Here is a 19494-nt window from a genome sequence, read left to right as displayed (position 1 = left end):
TACACCAGCGAGAGACTGGTCGGCTATCAGGCCGCCATCGCGGGCAAGCCTCGCCCCTACAGGAAACTGGGGTCATCTGGAAGTAAGGATCGGCAAACAGGCTCGTTGCCAACATTTGACCTATGCCTATCTATTAACAAAGGCTCAGGGATCAGACCTTCAACACGCGGGAAAAGCCAATAGTGCTACCGCAAGCAGCAAAAAGGTTGCACCCAAGGTACTACCCACCACGCCGATGTAGCCTCCATCACCTCCCGGATCCAAATCATCCCCACAGATGTCCAGTGCCAAACAGTAACGCAACAATCTGCCTCTACAGACACAACAACCCTTTAAACAACAAACACCTACCCTTCCAACCACAACTCAATCCCATTCACGCCCGCCCGCCCCATTCACACCCCTCAATGATGGGTATAAATAAGTAACACCGCGCTCCAATCGGGTGCGCAAGCCGTCCAGATTGCCCCGCGCAGGTGCGCCAGATGCACCGAAAAAACCCTACGCAAACGGTCAAATGCGCATGAATTTATACATATGCGACATTAAGGTACGTTCGTGCCACCGTTTAACGCCTGTGGTCGCTCTGGATCTTGCAATGGGTATGGCCCCTGCATAAGTATCCGCAGGAACGACTCACGAGGTCGTCCTCTAATTCCAAAAATGACAACAAATCATGAGGCCAACATGCTTAAACACGCGGTCATTCCGTTTTTAGTCGGCGCAGGCTTGTTAGCCTCCGCACCTTTCGCCCAAGCGGCGACTAACCTGGTGTTTTGCTCCGAAGGGAGCCCGGCCGGTTTTGATCCTGGTCAGTACACCACCGGAACCGACTTCGACGCCTCTGCAGAAACCATGTTCAACCGCCTGACCCAGTTCGAGCGCGGCGGCACCGCCGTGATTCCTGGTCTGGCGACCAAGTGGGACATCTCCGATGATGGCCTGACTTACACCTTCCACCTGCGTGAAGGCGTCAAGTTCCACACCACCCCGTACTTCAAGCCGACTCGTGAGTTCAACGCCGACGACGTGCTGTTCACCTTCAATCGCATGATTGACAAGAACGACCCGTTCCGCAAAGCGTACCCGACTGAGTTCCCGTACTTCACCGACATGGGGATGGACACCAACATCACCAAGATCGATAAAGTCGACGACAAAACTGTCAAGTTCACCCTGAAAGAAGTCGACGCCGCGTTCATCCAGAACATGGCCATGAGCTTCGCGTCGCTCCAGTCCGCCGAGTACGCTGCCCAGCTGCTCAAGGAAGGCAAAGCCGCCGACATCAACCAGAAGCCGGTCGGCACTGGCCCGTTCGTGTTCAAGAGCTACCAGAAAGATTCCAACATCCGCTACACCGGGAACAAGGACTACTGGAAGCCTGAAGACGTCAAGATCGACAATCTGATCTTCGCCATCACCACCGACCCGTCGGTGCGTATCCAGAAGCTGAAGAAGAACGAGTGCCAGATCACTCTGTTCCCTCGTCCGGCCGACCTGAAGGCACTGCAAGAAGACAAGACCTTGAAGGTGCCTAACCAGGCTGGTTTCAACCTGGGTTACATCGCCTACAACGTGATGGACAAGATCAAGGGCAGCGATCAGCCGAACCCGATGGCTCAATTGAAAGTGCGTCAGGCACTGGACATGGCCGTCAACAAGCAGCAGATCATCGACTCCGTCTACCAAGGTGCTGGTCAACTGGCCGTCAACGCCATGCCGCCAACCCAGTGGTCTTACGACACCACCATCAAGGATGCGCCGTACAACCCTGAGAAAGCCAAAGAGCTGCTCAAGGAAGCCGGCGTCAAGGAAGGCACCGAGATCAACCTCTGGGCGATGCCGGTACAGCGTCCTTACAACCCGAACGCCAAGCTGATGGCTGAAATGCTGCAGTCCGACTGGGCCAAGGTCGGTATCAAGGCCAAGATCGTGACCTACGAGTGGGGCGAGTACATCAAGCGCTCCAAAGGCGGCGAAAACGGCGCGATGCTGATTGGCTGGAGCGGCGACAACGGTGACCCGGACAACTGGCTGAACGTGCTGTTCGGCTGCGACTCGCTGCAGGGCAACAACTTCTCCAAGTGGTGCGACAAGAAGTTCGACGGCATCGTCAAAGAAGCCAAGCGCACGACCGATCAGGGCAAGCGCACCGAACTGTACAAACAGGCGCAACACGTCCTCAAAGACGCAGTTCCAATGACACCTATCGCTCACTCGACGGTGTTCCAACCCATGCGCAACAACGTTGAAGACTTCAAGATCAGCCCGTTTGGCTTGAACTCCTTCTACGGCGTCAGCGTCAGCAAATAAGGTTTTGCAACGGCGACGTTTTTAACGTCGCCGTTGCTTTATCTGCCGAGAAAGTAGGAAACAGCCTACATCCAATTCCGTCACGGATGACCACTGTGACGTCGGATGCGTTGCCTTTTCCCACAAGTCTTTCGGACTCTACGCATTTACTGCCGGACCCACGGCTCATACCGTCGGGATCTGACCAGTGCATGCGTGGGTTCTCGGTTTTGCTGCACGTCATGGTTTGAACTCAGTGATGCCTCCATGTCCGCGGACGGGACGGAGGCTCATTGAAAACACTTAGCGAACGAGAAAAGGGAGCGTCATGCGCCATACCTTGGTTTTATCCGCATTGCTGGGCACCGGCCTGTTGGCCGCCACTTCCATCAGCCAGGCCGCCAATAACAGCCTGGTGTTCTGCTCCGAAGGCAGCCCGGCTGGCTTCGATACTGCGCAGTACACGACATCGACCGACAACGATGCCGCCGAGCCGTTGTACAACCGATTGGCAGAGTTTGAAAAAGGCGCCACCAACGTCGTACCGGGGCTGGCTACTCGCTGGGATATTTCCGAGGACGGCCTCAAGTACACCTTTCACCTACGCGAAGGGGTGAAATTTCACACGACCAAGTACTTCACGCCGACCCGTGACTTCAACGCCGATGACGTGCTATTCACGTTCAATCGCATGCTCGATCCGCAGCAACCTTTCCGTAAGGCTTATCCAACCGAGTTCCCGTACTTCAACGGGATGAGCCTGAACAAGAACATCGCCAAGGTCGAAAAGACCGGGCCGCTGACCGTGGTCATGACGCTCAACAGCGTCGACGCCGCGTTCATCCAGAACATCGCCATGAGCTTCGCCGCCATTCTGTCCGCCGAATACGCCGACAAACTGCTGGCCGAAGGCAAGCCGAGCGACATCAACCAGAAGCCGATCGGCACTGGCCCGTTCGCGTTCAAGAGTTACCAGAAAGATTCCAACATCCGCTACACCGGCAACAAGCAGTACTGGGACCCGAGCCGGGTCAAGCTCGACAACCTGATCTTCTCGATCAACACCGACGCGTCGGTGCGCGTGCAGAAGCTCAAGGCCAATGAGTGCCAGATCACCCTGAGCCCGCGCCCCGCCGACGTACCCGCGCTGAAGAACGATCCGGCACTCAAGCTCATCGAAAAGCCCGGTTTCAACCTGGGCTACATCGCCTACAACGTTCGGCACAAACCGTTCGACCAGCTCGAAGTGCGTCAGGCGCTGGACATGGCGGTGAACAAGCAAGGCATTCTCAACGCCGTCTACCAAGGTGCGGGTCAATTGGCGGTCAACGCCATGCCGCCGACCCAATGGTCCTACGACGACACGATCAAGGACGTCGCCTACAACCCGGAAAAAGCCAAGGAGCTGCTCAAGGCTGCCGGCGTGAAAGAAGGCACCGAAATCACCTTGTGGGCAATGCCCGTTCAGCGCCCTTACAACCCGAACGCCAAGTTGATGGCCGAAATGCTCCAGGCTGACTGGGCAAAAATCGGCCTCAAAGTGAAGATCGTCAGTTACGAATGGGGCGAGTACATCAAGCGCACCAAGAATGGCGAGCACGACGTCAGCCTGATTGGCTGGACCGGTGACAATGGGGACCCGGACAACTGGCTCGGCACGCTTTACAGCTGCGACGCCATTGGTGGCAACAACTACTCCATGTGGTGCGATCCGGCTTATGACAAGTTCATCAAGCAGGCCAAGGTCGTTACCGACCGCGACCAGCGCACCGTGCTCTACAAACAGGCGCAGCACTATCTCAAGCAACAAGTGCCGATCACGCCTATCGCCCATTCGACGGTCAACCAGCCGTTGAGCGCCAAAATCGAAGGATTCAAGGTGAGTCCATTCGGTCGTAACGTGTTCTCGGGCGTCAGTATCGACCAATAACCGATTAGCCAGAACGCTGGGGGCGCATTGCGCCCTCACGCATACGTATTGCCTTAATTTGCCAATCCGGCTGACAGCAAACGTTTGCGAAGCCTTGTATGAGTTCCAAACCAAATAGCCGGATCACCAAAAAAGACCGGAATTAAAAAAAGAAAGTAAGGAGCTTCACCCATGAAACTGAGCAGCACCGCGTTATTGGCCCTGGCCATCAGCAGCGTAACCGCCTCGGCTTACGCAGAAACCCAAAGCCAGGCGTTCACGCCGGTTACCGTCAAAGAGAAAAGCGCCCAAAGCGAAGCCACCGGTTTTGTTGAAGGCCAATCGGTCACCGGTTCCACGCGTAACTGGTATGCGAATGAGTCGTTCAAGCGGGGCGCGACGCTCAACTATCTTAAAAACGGTGAGACTCGCACGACTGACCGTCGCATCAACTGGGTGCAAGGCACAATCATCAAGTACAACTCGGGCTTCACCGAGGGTACTGTCGGTTTCAGCACCGAAGTGGCGGCCTACAACGCAATTGCTCTGGACCGGGATCGCAAAGACCTCGCGTCCGGTAACGGTGGTGCTCCTGAGCCAGGTCGCAGTGGCCGTGGCAACAACCGTACTTTGACTGAAAATGGCGGTGACGCCGTTGATCAGTGGAGCAAACTGGGCCTGGCCAACGTCAAGGCACGTTTCTCCAACACCACGCTGACGGCCGGTCGCCAGAACTTCAGCAGCCCGCAAGTGGATGTCATCGGTAACCGACCGCTGCCTTCAAGCTTCGAAGGTGTGACCCTGCACAGTGAAGAGCTGGAAAACCTGTCCTTCGACCTCGGCACCTTCGACCGTAACTCGCCGCGTACCGAACAGAGCCAGCGCAAATTCCGTTCCGAATACGGCGACGGTACCGCTGAAGCTGATCACGTCAACACTGCCGGTATCACTTACACCCCGTTCGCCAGCCTGACCACCAGCCTGTGGGGTACCCAGGCCGAAGACCTGTGGAACCAGTACTACTTCGGCGCCACCCACGTTCTGGGAGACAGCTCGGTACTGAGCCTGACCACTGGCCTGAACTACTACAAAACCGTCGACGAAGGCAAAAAACTGCTGGGCGAAATCGACAACGATACCTACTCCCTGTCGCTGGGCCTGACTCACCAGGCCCACAGCCTGACCTTCTCGTACCAGGAAGTGAACGGTAACGAGTACTTCGACTACCTGCACGAAACCAACGGCATCTACCTGGCCAACTCCCTGCTGTCGGACTTCAACGGCCCGAACGAGAAATCCTTCCAGATCGCCTACGGCCTGAACATGGCTGAATACGGCGTTCCAGGCCTGAAGTTCAACATCTACCAGGCTCGCGGCTGGGGCATCGACGGTACTCACTATGCCGGCGGCGGTTACGACGGCGTGCAGTCGATGGACGGCGAGCACCATTATGAATACGGCATCGGTACTTCGTATGCCGTGCAGAGCGGCCCGCTCAAGGCCACCACTGTTCGCGCGACCTACACCGCTCACCGCGCCAGCGAAAACCAGGCCGATGGCAGCCTCAACGAGTTCCGTCTCGTGACCACCATCCCGTTCAACGTCCTGTAATGCACCTGCCGAACGGCTGATTCAGTGATGGATCGGCCGTTCGGCTTTTGTCCTTTAACCGATTGCAGAGGGTTCTTGATGAAAATGCTTCCCCTACGTGCGGCCATTGCAGCCGCGTTGCTGAGTGTCGCTGTTGGCGTCTCGGCCAAACCCCTGGTGGTCTGCACCGAAGCCAGCCCGGAAGGCTTCGATATGGTCCAGTACACGACTGCAGTCACAGCCGATGCGGTGGCCGAAACCATCTTCAATCGTCTGGCGGACTTCAAGCCCGGCACCACTGAAGTGATTCCGGCACTGGCCGACTCCTGGGAGATCAGCGAGGACGGTCTGACCTACACGTTCCACCTGCGCAAAGGCGTCAAGTTTCACACCACCGAATATTTCAAGCCGACCCGCGACATGAACGCCGACGATGTGGTCTGGAGTTTCCAGCGTCAGCTGGACCCGAACCACCCATGGCACAAACTGTCTAGCGTGGGCTTCCCGTACTTTGAAAGCATGGGCTTCAAGGAACTGCTGAAAAGCGTCGAGAAAGTCGACGACAACACCGTCACCTTCACCTTGACCCGTCGCGAAGCGCCATTCCTGGCCGACATCGCCATGGCCTTCTCCTCGATCTACTCCGCCGAGTACGCCGACCAGTTGCTCAAGGCCAACAAGACCGGCGACCTGAACAACAAGCCTGTCGGCACCGGCCCGTTCATCTTCCAGCGTTACGCCAAGGATGCTCAGGTGCGTTTCAAGGCCAACCCGGAATACTTCCGTGGCAAGCCACCGGCTGAAGCGCTGATCCTGGCCATCGCCACCGACAACAACGTGCGCCTGCAAAAGCTCAAGGCCAACGAGTGCCAGATCGCGCTGTATCCGAAACCGGATGACATCCCGAGCATCAAGAAAGATGACAAGCTGAAGGTCGATGAGCTGAACGCGATGACCGTCGCGTATATCGCCATCAACACCACGCACAAATACCTGAGTGATGTGCGCGTGCGCAAAGCCATCGACATCGCCTTCGACAAGGAAGCGGCCGTCAACGCGCTGTTTGGCAAAGGCAATGCGACCGCTGCGGTCAATCCGTTCCCGGACACGCTGCTGGGTTACAACCACACTCTGAAAAACCCTGCCCGCGACCTCGACAAGGCCCGCGCCCTGCTCAAGGAAGCCGGCGTACCGGAAGGCACGGTATTCACCCTGTTCACCCGCAATGGCGGGGGTGCGACCAACCCGAACCCGATGCTCGGCGCGCAGATGATACAGGCTGACCTGGCCAAGGTCGGGATCAAGATAGACATTCGCGTCATGGAATGGGGCGAGATGCTCAAACGTGCCAAAAACGGCGAGCACGACATGGTTTCCGCCGGATGGGCGGGTGATAACGGCGACCCGGATAACTTCCTGACGCCTATGCTCAGTTGCGAGGCGGCCAAAAACGGCGAAAACTACGCGCGCTGGTGCAACGAGAAGTTCCAGGCACTGATCGACCAGGCCCGCGAGAAAGTGGACCCGGCCGAGCGTGCAGCGCTGTACGAACAGGCTCAGGTTATTTTTAACCAGGACCAGCCATGGATCAGCATGGCGCACACTAGAATGTTCACCGCAATGCGCAACAACGTAGAGGGCTATCACATTAGCCCCCTCACCACTAATAACTTCGCCACCACCCAGGTGAAGTAGATAAGAAACTACCGGCATTCCTGACCCAGGAATGCCGGGCACGCCTAACCGGCTGATGAGGTACACCACAAGATGTTTAGTTTTATTGCCCGCCGATTGGGGTTATTGATCCCCACATTCTTCGGCATCACCTTGCTGACTTTCGCGTTGATTCGCATGATTCCTGGCGACCCCGTGGAAGTGATGATGGGCGAACGTCGGGTCGACCCCGAAATGCACGCTCAGGCAATGGAACGCCTTGGCCTGAACAAACCGCTGTATGCCCAGTACCTGGACTACATCGGCAAGTTGGCCCACGGCGACCTTGGCGAATCCTTGCGTACCCGTGAAAGCGTCTGGAGCGAGTTCAGCTCTCTATTCCCCGCGACCCTGGAACTGTCCATGGCCGCGCTGTTGTTCGCCGGCATCCTGGGCCTTCTGGCCGGGGTGATTGCGGCACTCAAGCGAGGATCCCTGTTCGACCATGGGGTGATGGGTATCTCCCTGGCGGGATATTCGATGCCGATCTTCTGGTGGGGCCTGATCCTGATCATGTTCTTCTCGGTATCCCTGGGCTGGACCCCGGTGTCCGGGCGGATCGACCTGCTCTATGACATCGAGCCGCGGACCGGCTTCATGCTCATCGACACGCTGCTGGCCGATGACGTCGGGGCGTTCTTCGATGCCCTGCATCACCTGATCCTGCCGGCCATCGTGCTCGGCACCATCCCGCTGGCGGTTATTGCGCGGATGACCCGTTCGTCGATGCTCGAAGTGCTGCGTGAAGACTACATCCGTACCGCCCGTGCCAAAGGCCTGTCGCCGTCGCGCGTGGTCTTTGTTCACGGCCTGCGCAACGCGCTGATTCCGGTACTGACCGTGGTCGGCCTGCAAGTCGGCACATTGCTGGCCGGTGCGGTCCTGACCGAAACCATCTTCTCCTGGCCCGGCATCGGCAAATGGCTGATCGAAGCCATTGGCGCACGGGACTATCCCGTGGTGCAGAACGGCATCCTGTTAATCGCCTGCCTGGTGATTCTGGTCAACTTCGTAGTGGACATCCTCTACGGCTTTGCCAACCCACGCATTCGTCACCAGCGCTGAGATCATCATGACCATGACCACTCCAGCTTCAACTCAAAATCAAGCGGTAACAGTCGATCAAAGCCTGCTGTACCCGTCCCCGTACAAAGAATTCTGGCAAGCGTTCTCCAAGAACAAAGGCGCCGTCGCCGGCTTGATGTTCATGCTGCTGGTGATTTTCTGCGCGATCTTCGCGCCTTGGGTTGCCCCGCATGACCCGAGCGAGCAATACCGCGACTTCCTGCTGACCCCGCCGTCCTGGCTGGAAGGTGGGCAGCTCCAGTTCCTGCTCGGCACCGATGAACTGGGTCGCGACCTGCTGTCGCGGCTGATCAACGGTTCGCGCCTGTCCCTGCTGATCGGCTTGTCGTCGGTGGTGATGTCGCTGATTCCCGGGATCCTGCTGGGTCTGTTCGCCGGCTTCTTCCCGAAACTGCTCGGCCCGACCATCATGCGTCTGATGGACATCATGCTGGCCCTGCCGTCCCTGCTGCTGGCGGTGGCGATTGTCGCCATCCTCGGCCCTGGCCTGATCAACACCATTATTGCCATCGCCGTGGTTTCGTTGCCGTCCTATGTTCGTCTGACCCGCGCCGCGGTGATGGGCGAATTGAACCGCGACTATGTGACCGCCGCGCGTCTGGCCGGTGCCGGTCTGCCACGCCTGATGTTCGTCACCGTGCTGCCCAACTGCATGGCGCCGCTGATCGTTCAGGCCACCCTGAGTTTCTCTTCGGCGATTCTCGATGCTGCGGCACTGGGCTTCCTCGGCCTTGGCGTACAACCGCCAACCCCTGAGTGGGGCACCATGCTGGCTTCGGCTCGCGACTACATCGAACGCGCCTGGTGGGTGGTAAGTCTGCCTGGTTTGACCATTTTGCTCAGCGTGCTGGCAATCAACTTGATGGGCGACGGTCTGCGCGATGCGCTGGACCCGAAACTCAAGAACGCCGCCTGAGGAGATTCAAATGTCACTGTTAGAAATCAAGAATCTCAACGTTCGCTTTGGCGACAAGAACGCCGTTCCGGTGGTCGACGGGCTCGACATTACCGTGGACAAAGGCGAAGTCCTGGCCATCGTTGGCGAGTCGGGTTCCGGTAAATCCGTGACCATGATGGCGCTGATGGGCCTGATCGAGCATCCGGGGATCGTCACCGCCGATGCCCTGAATTTCGACGGCAAGAACATGCTCAAGCTCAGCAACCGTCAGCGTCGACAAATCGTCGGCAAAGACCTGGCCATGGTCTTCCAAGACCCGATGACCGCGCTGAACCCGAGCTACACCGTCGGTTTCCAGATCGAAGAAGTGCTGCGCCTGCACCTGAAAATGTCTGGCAAGCAAGCCCGCGCTCGCGCCATCGAACTGCTGGAAAAAGTGGAAATCCCGGGTGCCGCCAGTCGTATGGACGCTTACCCGCATCAACTCTCCGGCGGTATGAGCCAGCGTGTTGCGATTGCCATGGCGATTGCCGGCGAACCGAAACTGCTGATCGCCGACGAACCGACCACTGCCCTCGACGTGACCATTCAGGCCCAGATCATGGACCTGCTGTTGGCGCTGCAAAAAGAGCAGAACATGGGTCTGGTGCTGATCACTCACGACCTCGCGGTCGTGGCCGAAACCGCTCAGCGCGTGTGCGTGATGTACGCCGGCCAGGCGGTCGAAGTGGGTCAAGTGCCGCAACTGTTTGACATTCCGGCGCACCCGTACAGCGAAGCGCTGCTCAAGGCGATTCCGGAACACAGCCTGGGCGCCACGCGCCTGGCCACGCTGCCAGGCATCGTTCCCGGTCGCTACGACCGTCCGCAGGGTTGCCTGCTGTCGCCGCGCTGCCCGTATGTGCAAGACAGCTGCCGCGCGCAGCGTCCTGGCCTTGACCCGAAAAGCAACAGCCTCGCCCGCTGCTTCTACCCGCTGAATCAGGAGGTGGCGTAATGGCCGTCGTACTTACCGCCCGCGACCTGACCCGTCACTACGAAGTGTCCCGCGGCCTGTTCAAGGGTCATGCGACCGTGCGCGCCCTCAACGGTGTGTCGTTCGAACTGGAAGCCGGCAAAACCCTCGCCGTTGTAGGTGAATCGGGTTGCGGCAAATCGACCCTGGCCCGCGCCCTGACGCTGATCGAAGAGCCGTCCTCCGGCTCCTTGAAAATCGCCGGGCAGGAAGTCGCCGGTGCCGACAAGGCTCAGCGCAAGCAACTGCGCAAAGACGTGCAGATGGTGTTCCAGAGCCCTTACGCGTCGTTGAACCCTCGGCAGAAAGTTGGTGATCAACTGGCCGAGCCGCTGCTGATCAACACCAACCTGAGCGCCTCGGAACGTCGCGAGAAAGTTCAGGCGATGATGAAGCAGGTGGGCCTGCGTCCCGAGCATTACCAGCGCTATCCGCACATGTTCTCCGGCGGTCAGCGCCAGCGGATCGCCCTGGCCCGCGCGATGATGCTGCAACCGAAAGTGCTGGTCGCGGACGAACCGACCTCGGCGCTGGACGTGTCGATTCAGGCGCAGGTGCTGAACCTGTTCATGGATTTGCAGCAAGAGTTCAACACCGCCTACGTGTTCATCTCCCACAACCTGGCAGTCGTCCAGCACGTGGCCGATGACGTGATGGTGATGTACCTCGGTCGCCCGGTGGAAATGGGCCCGAAGAACGACATCTACGAGCGTCCGTTGCACCCGTACACCCAGGCGTTGCTGTCGGCGACCCCGACCATTCACCCGGACCCGAACAAGCCAAAAATCAAGATTGTCGGTGAGTTGCCCAACCCGCTGAACCCGCCGTCCGGCTGCGCTTTCCACAAGCGCTGCCCGTACGCGACCGAGCGCTGCAGCACTGAAGAGCCAGCCCTGCGCCTGCTCGACAGCCGCCAGGTGGCTTGCCACTACGCCGAGCAGTTCCTCGACGGCGCCGCGTAACAAACTGTGGGAGCGAGCCTGCTCGCGATAGCGTTTTCTCAGTCGACTAAGATGTTGACTGGAATATCGCCTTTGCGAGCAGGCTCGCTCCCACTGGGATTTGCGAGCTGTTCAATGACCTCTGCTTCTTCGGCTGCGCATCAGTCGGGGGAGAAGGGGTTTTCTTTTGCCTGCGGTTTACGTCTGGCTGTCGGCGTCATCAGTGTCTGGCTCTGCAGTGGTCGAGTCATCGTCGTCCGCACTGCCGCCCTGTCCCTTATCACCAGGCTCTGATTCGGATTTGGCAATCATCAACTCGCCCTGACCACCCTGCCCACTCGACGCTTGCGTATCGTGATCCTCGCACTCGGCCCAAACCGCCGAACTGCCGAGAGACAACATCACCACCACCTTCAACAGCAGTAAAACCCGTAGAAATCTGTTCATAGCCGATTCCATCCTTTTGCAGGTGAAACATAAGTGCCTGGCTGGCGCTGAGTAAAATCTAGTTCCGATCAGCCGGGTTCTCCAGATAGGACACTAACGAATGGGCAGAAATACCGTCCGAAGCCAGATTGGTTTCGAATAACCCTCATAATCGAATCAGCTAAGCGAAGTGACGCGCGACGTTTGTGAATCCAGGCCTTTCAAGGCGCCCAAACGTGTGGCCTGATAAATCAGCGGCGTGGACAACAAGGCCAGTGCGGCGCTGACCCACCAGACAATGTGCCCGCCGAAGTGGCCATAGATCTGACCGCCAAGTACCGGTGAAAGCAGCGCGCTCGCACTCCAGCACATGAAGAACAGGCCGAAGTATTGGCCGCTTTTTCCCGCTTGCGCGTGCTGCATGACGAGTACATTCAGCGGCGGCATGAACAGTGCCTCCCCCAGCGTCCAGATCACCGTCGACAGGCAGGCATAAAACAGCCCGGAACCCAGCGGCAACATGCCAAGTCCGACCGCCAGCAACACACATCCTGCGACCAGTTGCCGGCGCGCATCCCAGCGTTCGCCCCAGTGCGACAGCGGTATTTGCAATACCACAATCAACATCGCATTGATCCCAAACTGCCAGCCGATGGCTTCAGTGCTCAACCGGTAGTAATCCCGCAGGTAATTGCCGAGCATGCTGTAGATCGAATCGAACGCCATGCCGAGGAGGATCACCGCTGCCAGCAACCAGAGGAACGGTCGATCTCGATAGGGAACGCCTGTGCCAGCGCCGGCATCGGGCGTTTCGTCGGGAATCAGCACCGGCCGGTGCCATGTCGTGCGGACAAACCAAAGCAATGCCAGCAGCGTCATGGCCGCGCTGACAAAAAACACCCAGCGAAAATCGGTCTGCGCCAGCACCCCGCCCGCCAAGCCGGCGGCAGCCATGCCGAGGTTTCTGGCGACACGACTCAAGGCCTGCGCGCGAGGACGCTGCGCCACCTCGCAGTACTCCATGATCAGCCGCTGATGCAGCGTACGAATAGCCCCGTCGAGTGTCCCGCTGAGCAACAGCAAACCTGCCAGCAGCGGCGCTTGAGTGACCAGCCCCAGCAAAACCAGAACCCACATCGAGGCAAAGAACAGGGCGGCCGTCAGCTGTGCCGTCCGGACATGATCGCTGAGCCATCCACCCAGCATGGAACCGATGAGCAGACCGGCGCCGTAAGCGGACAGCAGCCAGCCAACGGTCTCGATCGCGAAGCCCAGTTCCTGACGCAGGTACAACGCCATGAACAGCTTGACCATGCTGCTCAGGCGATTGATGAACAGTAGCGCCGCGAGCACCCACGCCATGGTGCAGAAATAGCCATCCAGCCGCAGCAGGTGGGTCAGCCGACTCATCATTCCATTGATCCCTTGTACTCTTGCTCGTAGAGAGACGCTGCTTACGAAGTGAACCCCGAACACTAGACGTCAACAATTGCGTTGTCGCTGGTAAAAACCAGCGGTGCTGGAAAAGTAGAGCAAAACTACGCCCGTGGAAAATCAGTGGGTCACGGAAGAATGAACGGTTGGATGTTCCATTAAACGGGTCGCCTGATAAATCAGCGGCATCGCGGCAAACGCCAAAGCTGCACTCGCAAGCCAGACGCTGTGCCCACCGAAATAGGCATAGAGCTGGCCTCCAAGCGTCGGTGAAAGCAGCACACTCGCACTCCAGCACATAGAAAAAAGGCCGAAGTAATGCCCACTTTTACCCGCTTGCGCACGCTGCATTACCATTACGTTGAGGGTCGGCATAAAAAGAATTTCGCCAAGCGTCCAAACCACTGTCGACAGGCAGACATAAAGTACCCCGCCTCCCAAAGGCAACATTCCTAATCCGCAAGCCAGCAACGCGCTGCCTGCCAACAACTGGCGCCGCGCTCCCCACTTATCCCCCCAGTGAGATAAAGGTATTTGCAGCAGGACCACCAGTAAGGCATTGAGTGCAAATTGCCATCCGATGACTTCAGTACCCAACCGATAGTAATCGAGCAGATAGTTGCCCAGCATGCTGTAGACCGGCTCGAAGGCAAGGCCGAGCAAGACAGAAGCCGCCAACAACCAGAGGAAGGGTCTATCTCGATAAGGTACGCATGTACCCGAAACCGAATCAGGGGCCAGATCTGGTATCAGAACTTCTCGATGAAATGTCGCCCGAACAAACCAGATCAAAGCCAACAGCGTCATGGCCGCACTGACAAAAAACACCCAACGGAAATCCGCTTGCGCAAGAAACCCACCCACGACCCCGGCCACAGCCATGCCCAAGTTACTGGTAACACGGCTCAGTGACTGCGCACGAGCACGTTGTGCATCTTCGCAATACTCCATGATCAACCGCTGATGAAGTGTACGAATTGCACCGTCGAGTATCCCGCTGAAAAGCAACAACCCCGCCAGCAAAGGCACCTCGGCGACCAGCGCCAGCAAAACCAGCACCCATGCCGAAGTAAAAAACAACACAGCGGTGAGCCGCGCCGCCGAAAAATGATCACTCAGGAGTCCGCCCGCCATTGCCCCGACCAACAAGCCGCCGCCGTAAGCGGACAACAACCAGCCAACGGTTTCAATCGCAAGTCCCAGGTCCTGGCGCAGGTACAACGCCATGAATAGTTTGACCATGGCGCTTATGCGACTGATAAAGATCAACGCAGCAAGTACCCAGGCCATTGGACAGAAGTAGCCATTACGGCGGACCACGTGAGCAAACCGACTAATCATGCCACTGGTCCAGGTTGTGGCTAACGGCGCTGTGAATGCCTTTTGATACGAAAGGAATGTCCGAGCGGATCTCATGATCGGCATCGTAAAAATACTGCGCTTGCAGCCGGCCGCCAGCATCCAGACCCATCAAAGGGTTGTTGATCAGAAACTGCCTGGAGGAAGCACAAAACGTCGGCGCTCGAATCAATATCCGCCACTGCCCGAATGCGTTATCCGGAATGAAGGCCTGAGCCCCGAAGCGTTTTTTATACTGAAACGTTCCCTTACTCAAAAATGGTTCGCAACCTTGGAAATCGACAAAATCGATGAGGAACTGATTCGATGCCCATTCCAGGATCGCGTGATATACAAAGTTCTGCGCTCCATTTGCGCGGTAAATTGCTGCACCACCTTTCACCCCGATTAACCGCGCATTCAAAGTGCGCATCGACGCATCAAGCTGGGAAACGCTTCCCGCCACCCACTCATCATGCAAGTGGACTCGAAACAACATTCCTCGCTTGAACAAATCTTGATAAGCCAGTTGTTCCTGCACACTCCGAGCAAATGCCCCATAACGAGCACTCATTGTCGGCAGATGCATGGAGCGGTAGAAGGCAAAAAAATCCTCATCTTCAAGCGAAACATCGAAATCGAAACCTTGCCTGATCGATTGAACACGACGCTTGTTTTCTCGATGAGAGAGCTGCCCCTGGACATGTTCCCAACCGGCAGAAACGTCTACTTTCTGGTGAATCCTGCTAACACCCACAATATCGCCATGCCGTTGAAACGCCTGGACGAACTCCATGGGCGCCATCAACAAGCTCATGTTGGCTTGATTTTGTTTTATGAACGCCTCAAGTTCACTCCACTCCAGAGTTCCTTCCTGCTCCACAGAGGAATGCTTGAAAAAACATTGATCCACAAAGGGAACGATGTAGAGCAGCCCCTCTGCCACCCCGACATAAACCAGCCGTGCAGGTATTCCAGCTTTGGAATACCCCCTGTAAACACGGAAATGGCAAAGCGTTTTCCAGCTTTTGAGAAGGTCTCCGCTCATGAGTTACAACGACTGCGAAGTATCCCCGTCATCTCTTCAGCACTGCTAATAAATGACAACCCGTCGGCAGGAATGGCCTCAAAATCACCCCTGCAATAAGTGCCCGATGCATGAATGGTGCAACCGTCCATGCCCTCAAGTAACTGTCGATCAATTGCATTAAGGCAACCCGTCAGCGCCATCACCAATGACCACTCTTTCAGGTCCCGGGGATCGGTGGGCAATCTGACTGGCGTATTTGCGAGCAATCGAGTGCATTCGCTGTAGCGTTGCATGCACTCATGAAGCGAAACGACTATTCCCGAGCCGCCATTGGCCCTGACCTGCGCAGTCATTTCCACTGCGGTAGGCGGCAGGTGTGTATAAAAAGTGGATTCGAGCACTTCGTCTGGACTCCATGTTGCGGCAGGAAAGTGCGCAGACTCCGACTGCACCCATAAACCGTCGGCACTCTGCTTATAGCGTGGAGCAGAAGCGCCCTCGAAATTTCCGTCGAGCAAGTGCAGAACCATGTCGCTGGTTGCGAGATGTTGAACCAATAAAAATGAAGGAGTGGAAACTTTTGTCCCGTGACGTCTCATCACGTCTACACCTGAACAATATCCCAGAAGACCATAGGCACTCGACACCGCATGCACATGCACGGTCTTGCGGTCAGTGTCCCAGGCGTCACCATATTCAAAATCAAAAAAAGCCCGGGCCTGATCAGAAAACCGGTAGTTCTCGAGCCGCAGGGAATGCCACAACTTCGAATCACCCAATGGACGACGATTGAAGAGATCCTTGAACTGTTGTCCAACAACCTTCACTGCTTCCGGCGACTCGGTATCAAGCACGAACACAGGATTCAGAGCACGCAACCGAGGGTCGTCGTAAAGTTCGGTTCTACGCAGCTTTCCAGTCGTCTGGGCAGGCGTCAGCGTGACAATGCGTAATTGCTCTGGGTGGACCAACTTGTTTTTCAGTGCACGTAGAACCGCATCACGTAGAGCAATGGCTTTGTTTCCCGATGAGGGGGAAAACAACAGAATGCTGTCGCCGGTATCCTGAATATGGCGAATGGCGCGTGCAACGATCAGCGTCGAGGCAAAGGTCTTTGTGGTTTGAGTATTTGCGTTTTGCCTCAGGTCGAACAAACGCAACGGCATACCTCGGTAACGGCCCATCTCAAAAAACTGCGCAGTGGCGACAGAAAGGAAGGCCTGCATACGCGGCTCCATTGCGGGCAGCTTCATGGAAGGCTCAAAAGCGTCGTCACTGGTGCTGACTTCGAAGCCGGGAGCACTGCTGACGATCAGATCGTAGTAACGTTCGATGACAGAAATGGGAGTCAGAGGTCGTTGGGTTGTCAGTGCAGCCGCATCGATTTTCATTACATCCATTTGTCTTGTGCTCCTGCTCGTGGAAAGTCGCTACTTGCGAAATGTCCACCGAAAGCTAGACGTCAACGACTTCCATGTCTCGGGTAAAAGACCGGAGAAGTTAAAAGCAGAGCCAAGCTACAAAACTCCGTAAAAACACCTACAGAAATTCCTGACGCACGCGTACTGACTCATCGCTTGATGATGTTCGCGCGCCTTGCGGAATTTCACGTCCGGCCAGCACTCGCGAAAAACGTCAACGATAATGCGATCTGCCTGACAACCCGTGGCTTACTGACGACCATCGCGAGCAGGCTCGCTCCCACAGGAAATGGTGGCGGGTATGAAAAAGCCCCGGTGCTTTCGCGACCGGGGCTTTTGGTTTTGCGGCTCAGCGCTTAATGATGCTCACGCGTCGCCCTGAATTTCACGTCCGGCCAGCGCTCTTCCATCAGCGCCAGGTTAACCCGCGTCGGGGCCAGGTAGGTCAGGTGACCACCGCCGTCGACTGCAAGGTTTTCCACAGCCTTGACGCTGAACTCTTCAAGCTTCTTCTTATCGCTGCAATCAATCCAGCGAGCGGAATACACGGTGATCGGCTCGTAAGAGCACTCAACCTTGTATTCCTCTTTCAAGCGGCTGGCGACCACATCGAACTGCAGCACACCCACGGCGCCGAGGATGATGTCGTTGCTGCGCTCGGGGAAGAACACCTGGGTGGCGCCCTCTTCCGCCAATTGCTGCAAACCTTGACGCAGTTGCTTGGATTTCAGCGGATCACGCAGGCGCACGCGACGGAACAGTTCCGGGGCGAAGTGCGGGATACCGGTGAAGCCCAGGACTTCGCCTTCGGTGAAGGTGTCGCCGATCTGGATGGTGCCGTGGTTGTGCAGGCCGATGATGTCGCCGGCAAACGCTTCTTCCAGTTGCTCGCGCTCGGAGGAGAAGAAGGTCAGCGCGTCGCCGATCCGCACGTCCTTGCCGGTGCGCACGTGGCGCATCTTCATGCCTTTTTCGTATTTGCCGGAGCAGATCCGCATGAAAGCGATACGGTCGCGGTGTTTGGGGTCCATGTTCGCCTGGATCTTGAACACGAAGCCGGCGAATTTCTCTTCAACCGGCTCAACGGTGCGCTCGTTGGCAACACGGGCCAGCGGTTTCGGCGCCCAGTTGACCACGGCGTCGAGCACGTGATCGACACCGAAGTTGCCCAGTGCAGTACCGAAGAACACCGGCGTCAGTTGGCCGTCGAGGAATTCCTGTTGATTGAATTCGTGGCAGGCGCCCTGCACCAGTTCCAGCTGATCGACGAAGCGATCGTACTCGTCGCCCAAGTGCGCGCGAGCTTCATCGGAATCGAGCTTCTCGATGATTTTGACATCGGTGCGCTCGTGGCCGTGGCCCGCGGTGTACACGATGATGTAGTCGTCGGCGAGGTGATAAACGCCTTTGAAGTCGCGGTAGCAACCGATCGGCCAGGTGATCGGCGCTGCCTTGATCTTCAGGACCGCTTCGATTTCGTCGAGCAGTTCGATCGGGTCGCGGATGTCACGGTCGAGTTTGTTGATGAAGCTGACGATCGGCGTGTCACGCAGACGGCAGACGTCCATCAGCGCGATGGTCCGTGGTTCTACACCCTTACCGCCGTCGAGGACCATCAAGGCCGAGTCCACCGCTGTCAGGGTACGGTAGGTATCTTCGGAGAAGTCTTCGTGGCCCGGGGTGTCGAGCAGGTTGATCATGTGGTCGCGATACGGGAACTGCATGACCGACGTGGTAATCGAGATACCACGCTGCTTTTCCATTTCCATCCAGTCGGAGGTGGCATGGCGGTCGGACTTGCGAGACTTCACCGTGCCCGCAATCGCAATCGCCTTGCCCATCAGCAAGAGCTTCTCGGTGATGGTGGTTTTACCGGCATCGGGGTGGGAAATAATGGCGAAAGTGCGGCGTTTCGCGACTTCGGCGGCCTGTTTGGTCATGGGAAATCGCCTGGCAGGTGATTCAAAAAAGGGCGGCGAGTATAGCGCAAACCGACCGTCACGGACCACCGTTCGCCCTGTAGCAGCTGCCGGTGTGGTGAGGGGATTTATCCCCGTTGGGCTGCGAAGCGGCCCCTGTTTTTCCAGCCACACCGCGTCCATTACGACGGCTTCGCCGCCGAACGGGGATAAATCCCCTCACCACACCGGCAGCTGTTACATCGGGTAATCGAGATCAACGGTGGCTAATTGCTGTTAATTATGGAACCTTTTAAAAGGTGCAGACGTCCACTCCCCTGTTACGGCACTCGTCTCAGGGGCTGAAAAATCAGCAAGTTGGCCTGACGAGGCTGCGCTTATGGCTCGATCTCATGCGGTTTCATCAGCATGAAGAGCTGCTTCTCGCGAACGTTGATTTCCCGGCAGCCAGGAATGGCATGCCACACGGGACTGCGTTCGCC

General features: G+C 57.2%; 14 protein-coding genes. 8 read left to right on the top strand and 6 right to left on the bottom strand.

Annotated elements, in window-relative coordinates; all coding sequences use genetic code 11:
• The first annotated feature begins 687 nt into the window (after nucleotides 1-687).
• The 8 genes from ACA051_RS04265 to ACA051_RS04230 all read left to right on the top strand — a co-directional run bounded on the left by ACA051_RS04265 (nucleotide 688) and on the right by ACA051_RS04230 (nucleotide 11465).
• The gene (locus ACA051_RS04265; protein ID WP_497308005.1) at nucleotides 688-2313 is read left to right on the top strand and encodes an ABC transporter substrate-binding protein; all 1626 of its coding nucleotides are present in this window, start codon (nucleotides 688-690) and stop codon (nucleotides 2311-2313) included.
• Nucleotides 2314-2620: 307 nt separating this feature from the next.
• Nucleotides 2621-4222, top strand: coding sequence for an ABC transporter substrate-binding protein (locus tag ACA051_RS04260; protein WP_010463409.1), 1602 nt, complete (start codon nucleotides 2621-2623; stop codon nucleotides 4220-4222).
• A 171-nt stretch (nucleotides 4223-4393) separates the two neighbouring features.
• Nucleotides 4394-5812: an OprD family porin gene (locus ACA051_RS04255; protein ID WP_497308002.1), complete on the top strand. Its 1419-nt coding sequence runs from the start codon at nucleotides 4394-4396 to the stop codon at nucleotides 5810-5812.
• A gap of 78 nt (nucleotides 5813-5890) precedes the next feature.
• On the top strand, nucleotides 5891-7486 hold the full coding sequence (locus ACA051_RS04250; RefSeq protein WP_497308000.1) for an ABC transporter substrate-binding protein: 1596 nt from the start codon (nucleotides 5891-5893) through the stop codon (nucleotides 7484-7486).
• 72 nt (nucleotides 7487-7558) lie between these two features.
• A complete protein-coding gene (locus ACA051_RS04245) occupies nucleotides 7559-8569 on the top strand; it encodes an ABC transporter permease subunit (RefSeq protein WP_131063110.1) in 1011 nt (336 codons plus the stop codon).
• A 7-nt stretch (nucleotides 8570-8576) separates the two neighbouring features.
• Entirely contained in the window at nucleotides 8577-9506 is a 930-nt protein-coding gene (locus ACA051_RS04240) for an ABC transporter permease subunit (protein ID WP_497307998.1), read from the top strand.
• A 10-nt stretch (nucleotides 9507-9516) separates the two neighbouring features.
• Nucleotides 9517-10485, top strand: coding sequence for an ABC transporter ATP-binding protein (locus tag ACA051_RS04235; RefSeq protein ID WP_497307996.1), 969 nt, complete (start codon nucleotides 9517-9519; stop codon nucleotides 10483-10485).
• On the top strand, nucleotides 10485-11465 hold the full coding sequence (locus tag ACA051_RS04230) for a peptide ABC transporter ATP-binding protein (RefSeq protein WP_461957212.1): 981 nt from the start codon (nucleotides 10485-10487) through the stop codon (nucleotides 11463-11465). The genes ACA051_RS04235 and ACA051_RS04230 overlap by 1 nt, the downstream gene beginning before the upstream one ends.
• Before the next feature lie 177 nt (nucleotides 11466-11642).
• On the opposite strand, the gene ACA051_RS04225 is transcribed toward ACA051_RS04230, so the two are convergent.
• The 6 genes from ACA051_RS04225 to ACA051_RS04200 form a co-directional block, all read right to left on the bottom strand.
• A complete protein-coding gene (locus ACA051_RS04225; protein WP_497307994.1) occupies nucleotides 11643-11891 on the bottom strand; it encodes a hypothetical protein in 249 nt (82 codons plus the stop codon).
• A gap of 156 nt (nucleotides 11892-12047) precedes the next feature.
• Complete coding sequence (locus ACA051_RS04220) at nucleotides 12048-13283, bottom strand: MFS transporter (protein WP_497373631.1); 1236 nt, start codon at nucleotides 13281-13283, stop codon at nucleotides 12048-12050.
• A gap of 141 nt (nucleotides 13284-13424) precedes the next feature.
• A complete protein-coding gene (locus ACA051_RS04215; RefSeq protein ID WP_497373629.1) occupies nucleotides 13425-14645 on the bottom strand; it encodes an MFS transporter in 1221 nt (406 codons plus the stop codon).
• On the bottom strand, nucleotides 14638-15690 hold the full coding sequence (locus tag ACA051_RS04210; protein WP_497373627.1) for a hypothetical protein: 1053 nt from the start codon (nucleotides 15688-15690) through the stop codon (nucleotides 14638-14640). Before ACA051_RS04210 ends, ACA051_RS04215 begins: the two co-directional genes overlap by 8 nt.
• Nucleotides 15687-17072, bottom strand: a complete 1386-nt coding sequence (locus ACA051_RS04205; protein WP_497373625.1) for a DUF6002 family protein — start codon at nucleotides 17070-17072, stop codon at nucleotides 15687-15689. Before ACA051_RS04205 ends, ACA051_RS04210 begins: the two co-directional genes overlap by 4 nt.
• Before the next feature lie 377 nt (nucleotides 17073-17449).
• Entirely contained in the window at nucleotides 17450-19033 is a 1584-nt protein-coding gene (locus tag ACA051_RS04200; RefSeq protein ID WP_407015110.1) for a peptide chain release factor 3, read from the bottom strand.
• Nucleotides 19034-19494 lie beyond the last annotated feature (461 nt).

This window comes from Pseudomonas sp. LBUM1669 (assembly GCF_059695705.1).
Note: the sequence above shows the minus strand (reverse complement) of the source record. Positions and strands in the feature narration are given on the sequence as shown.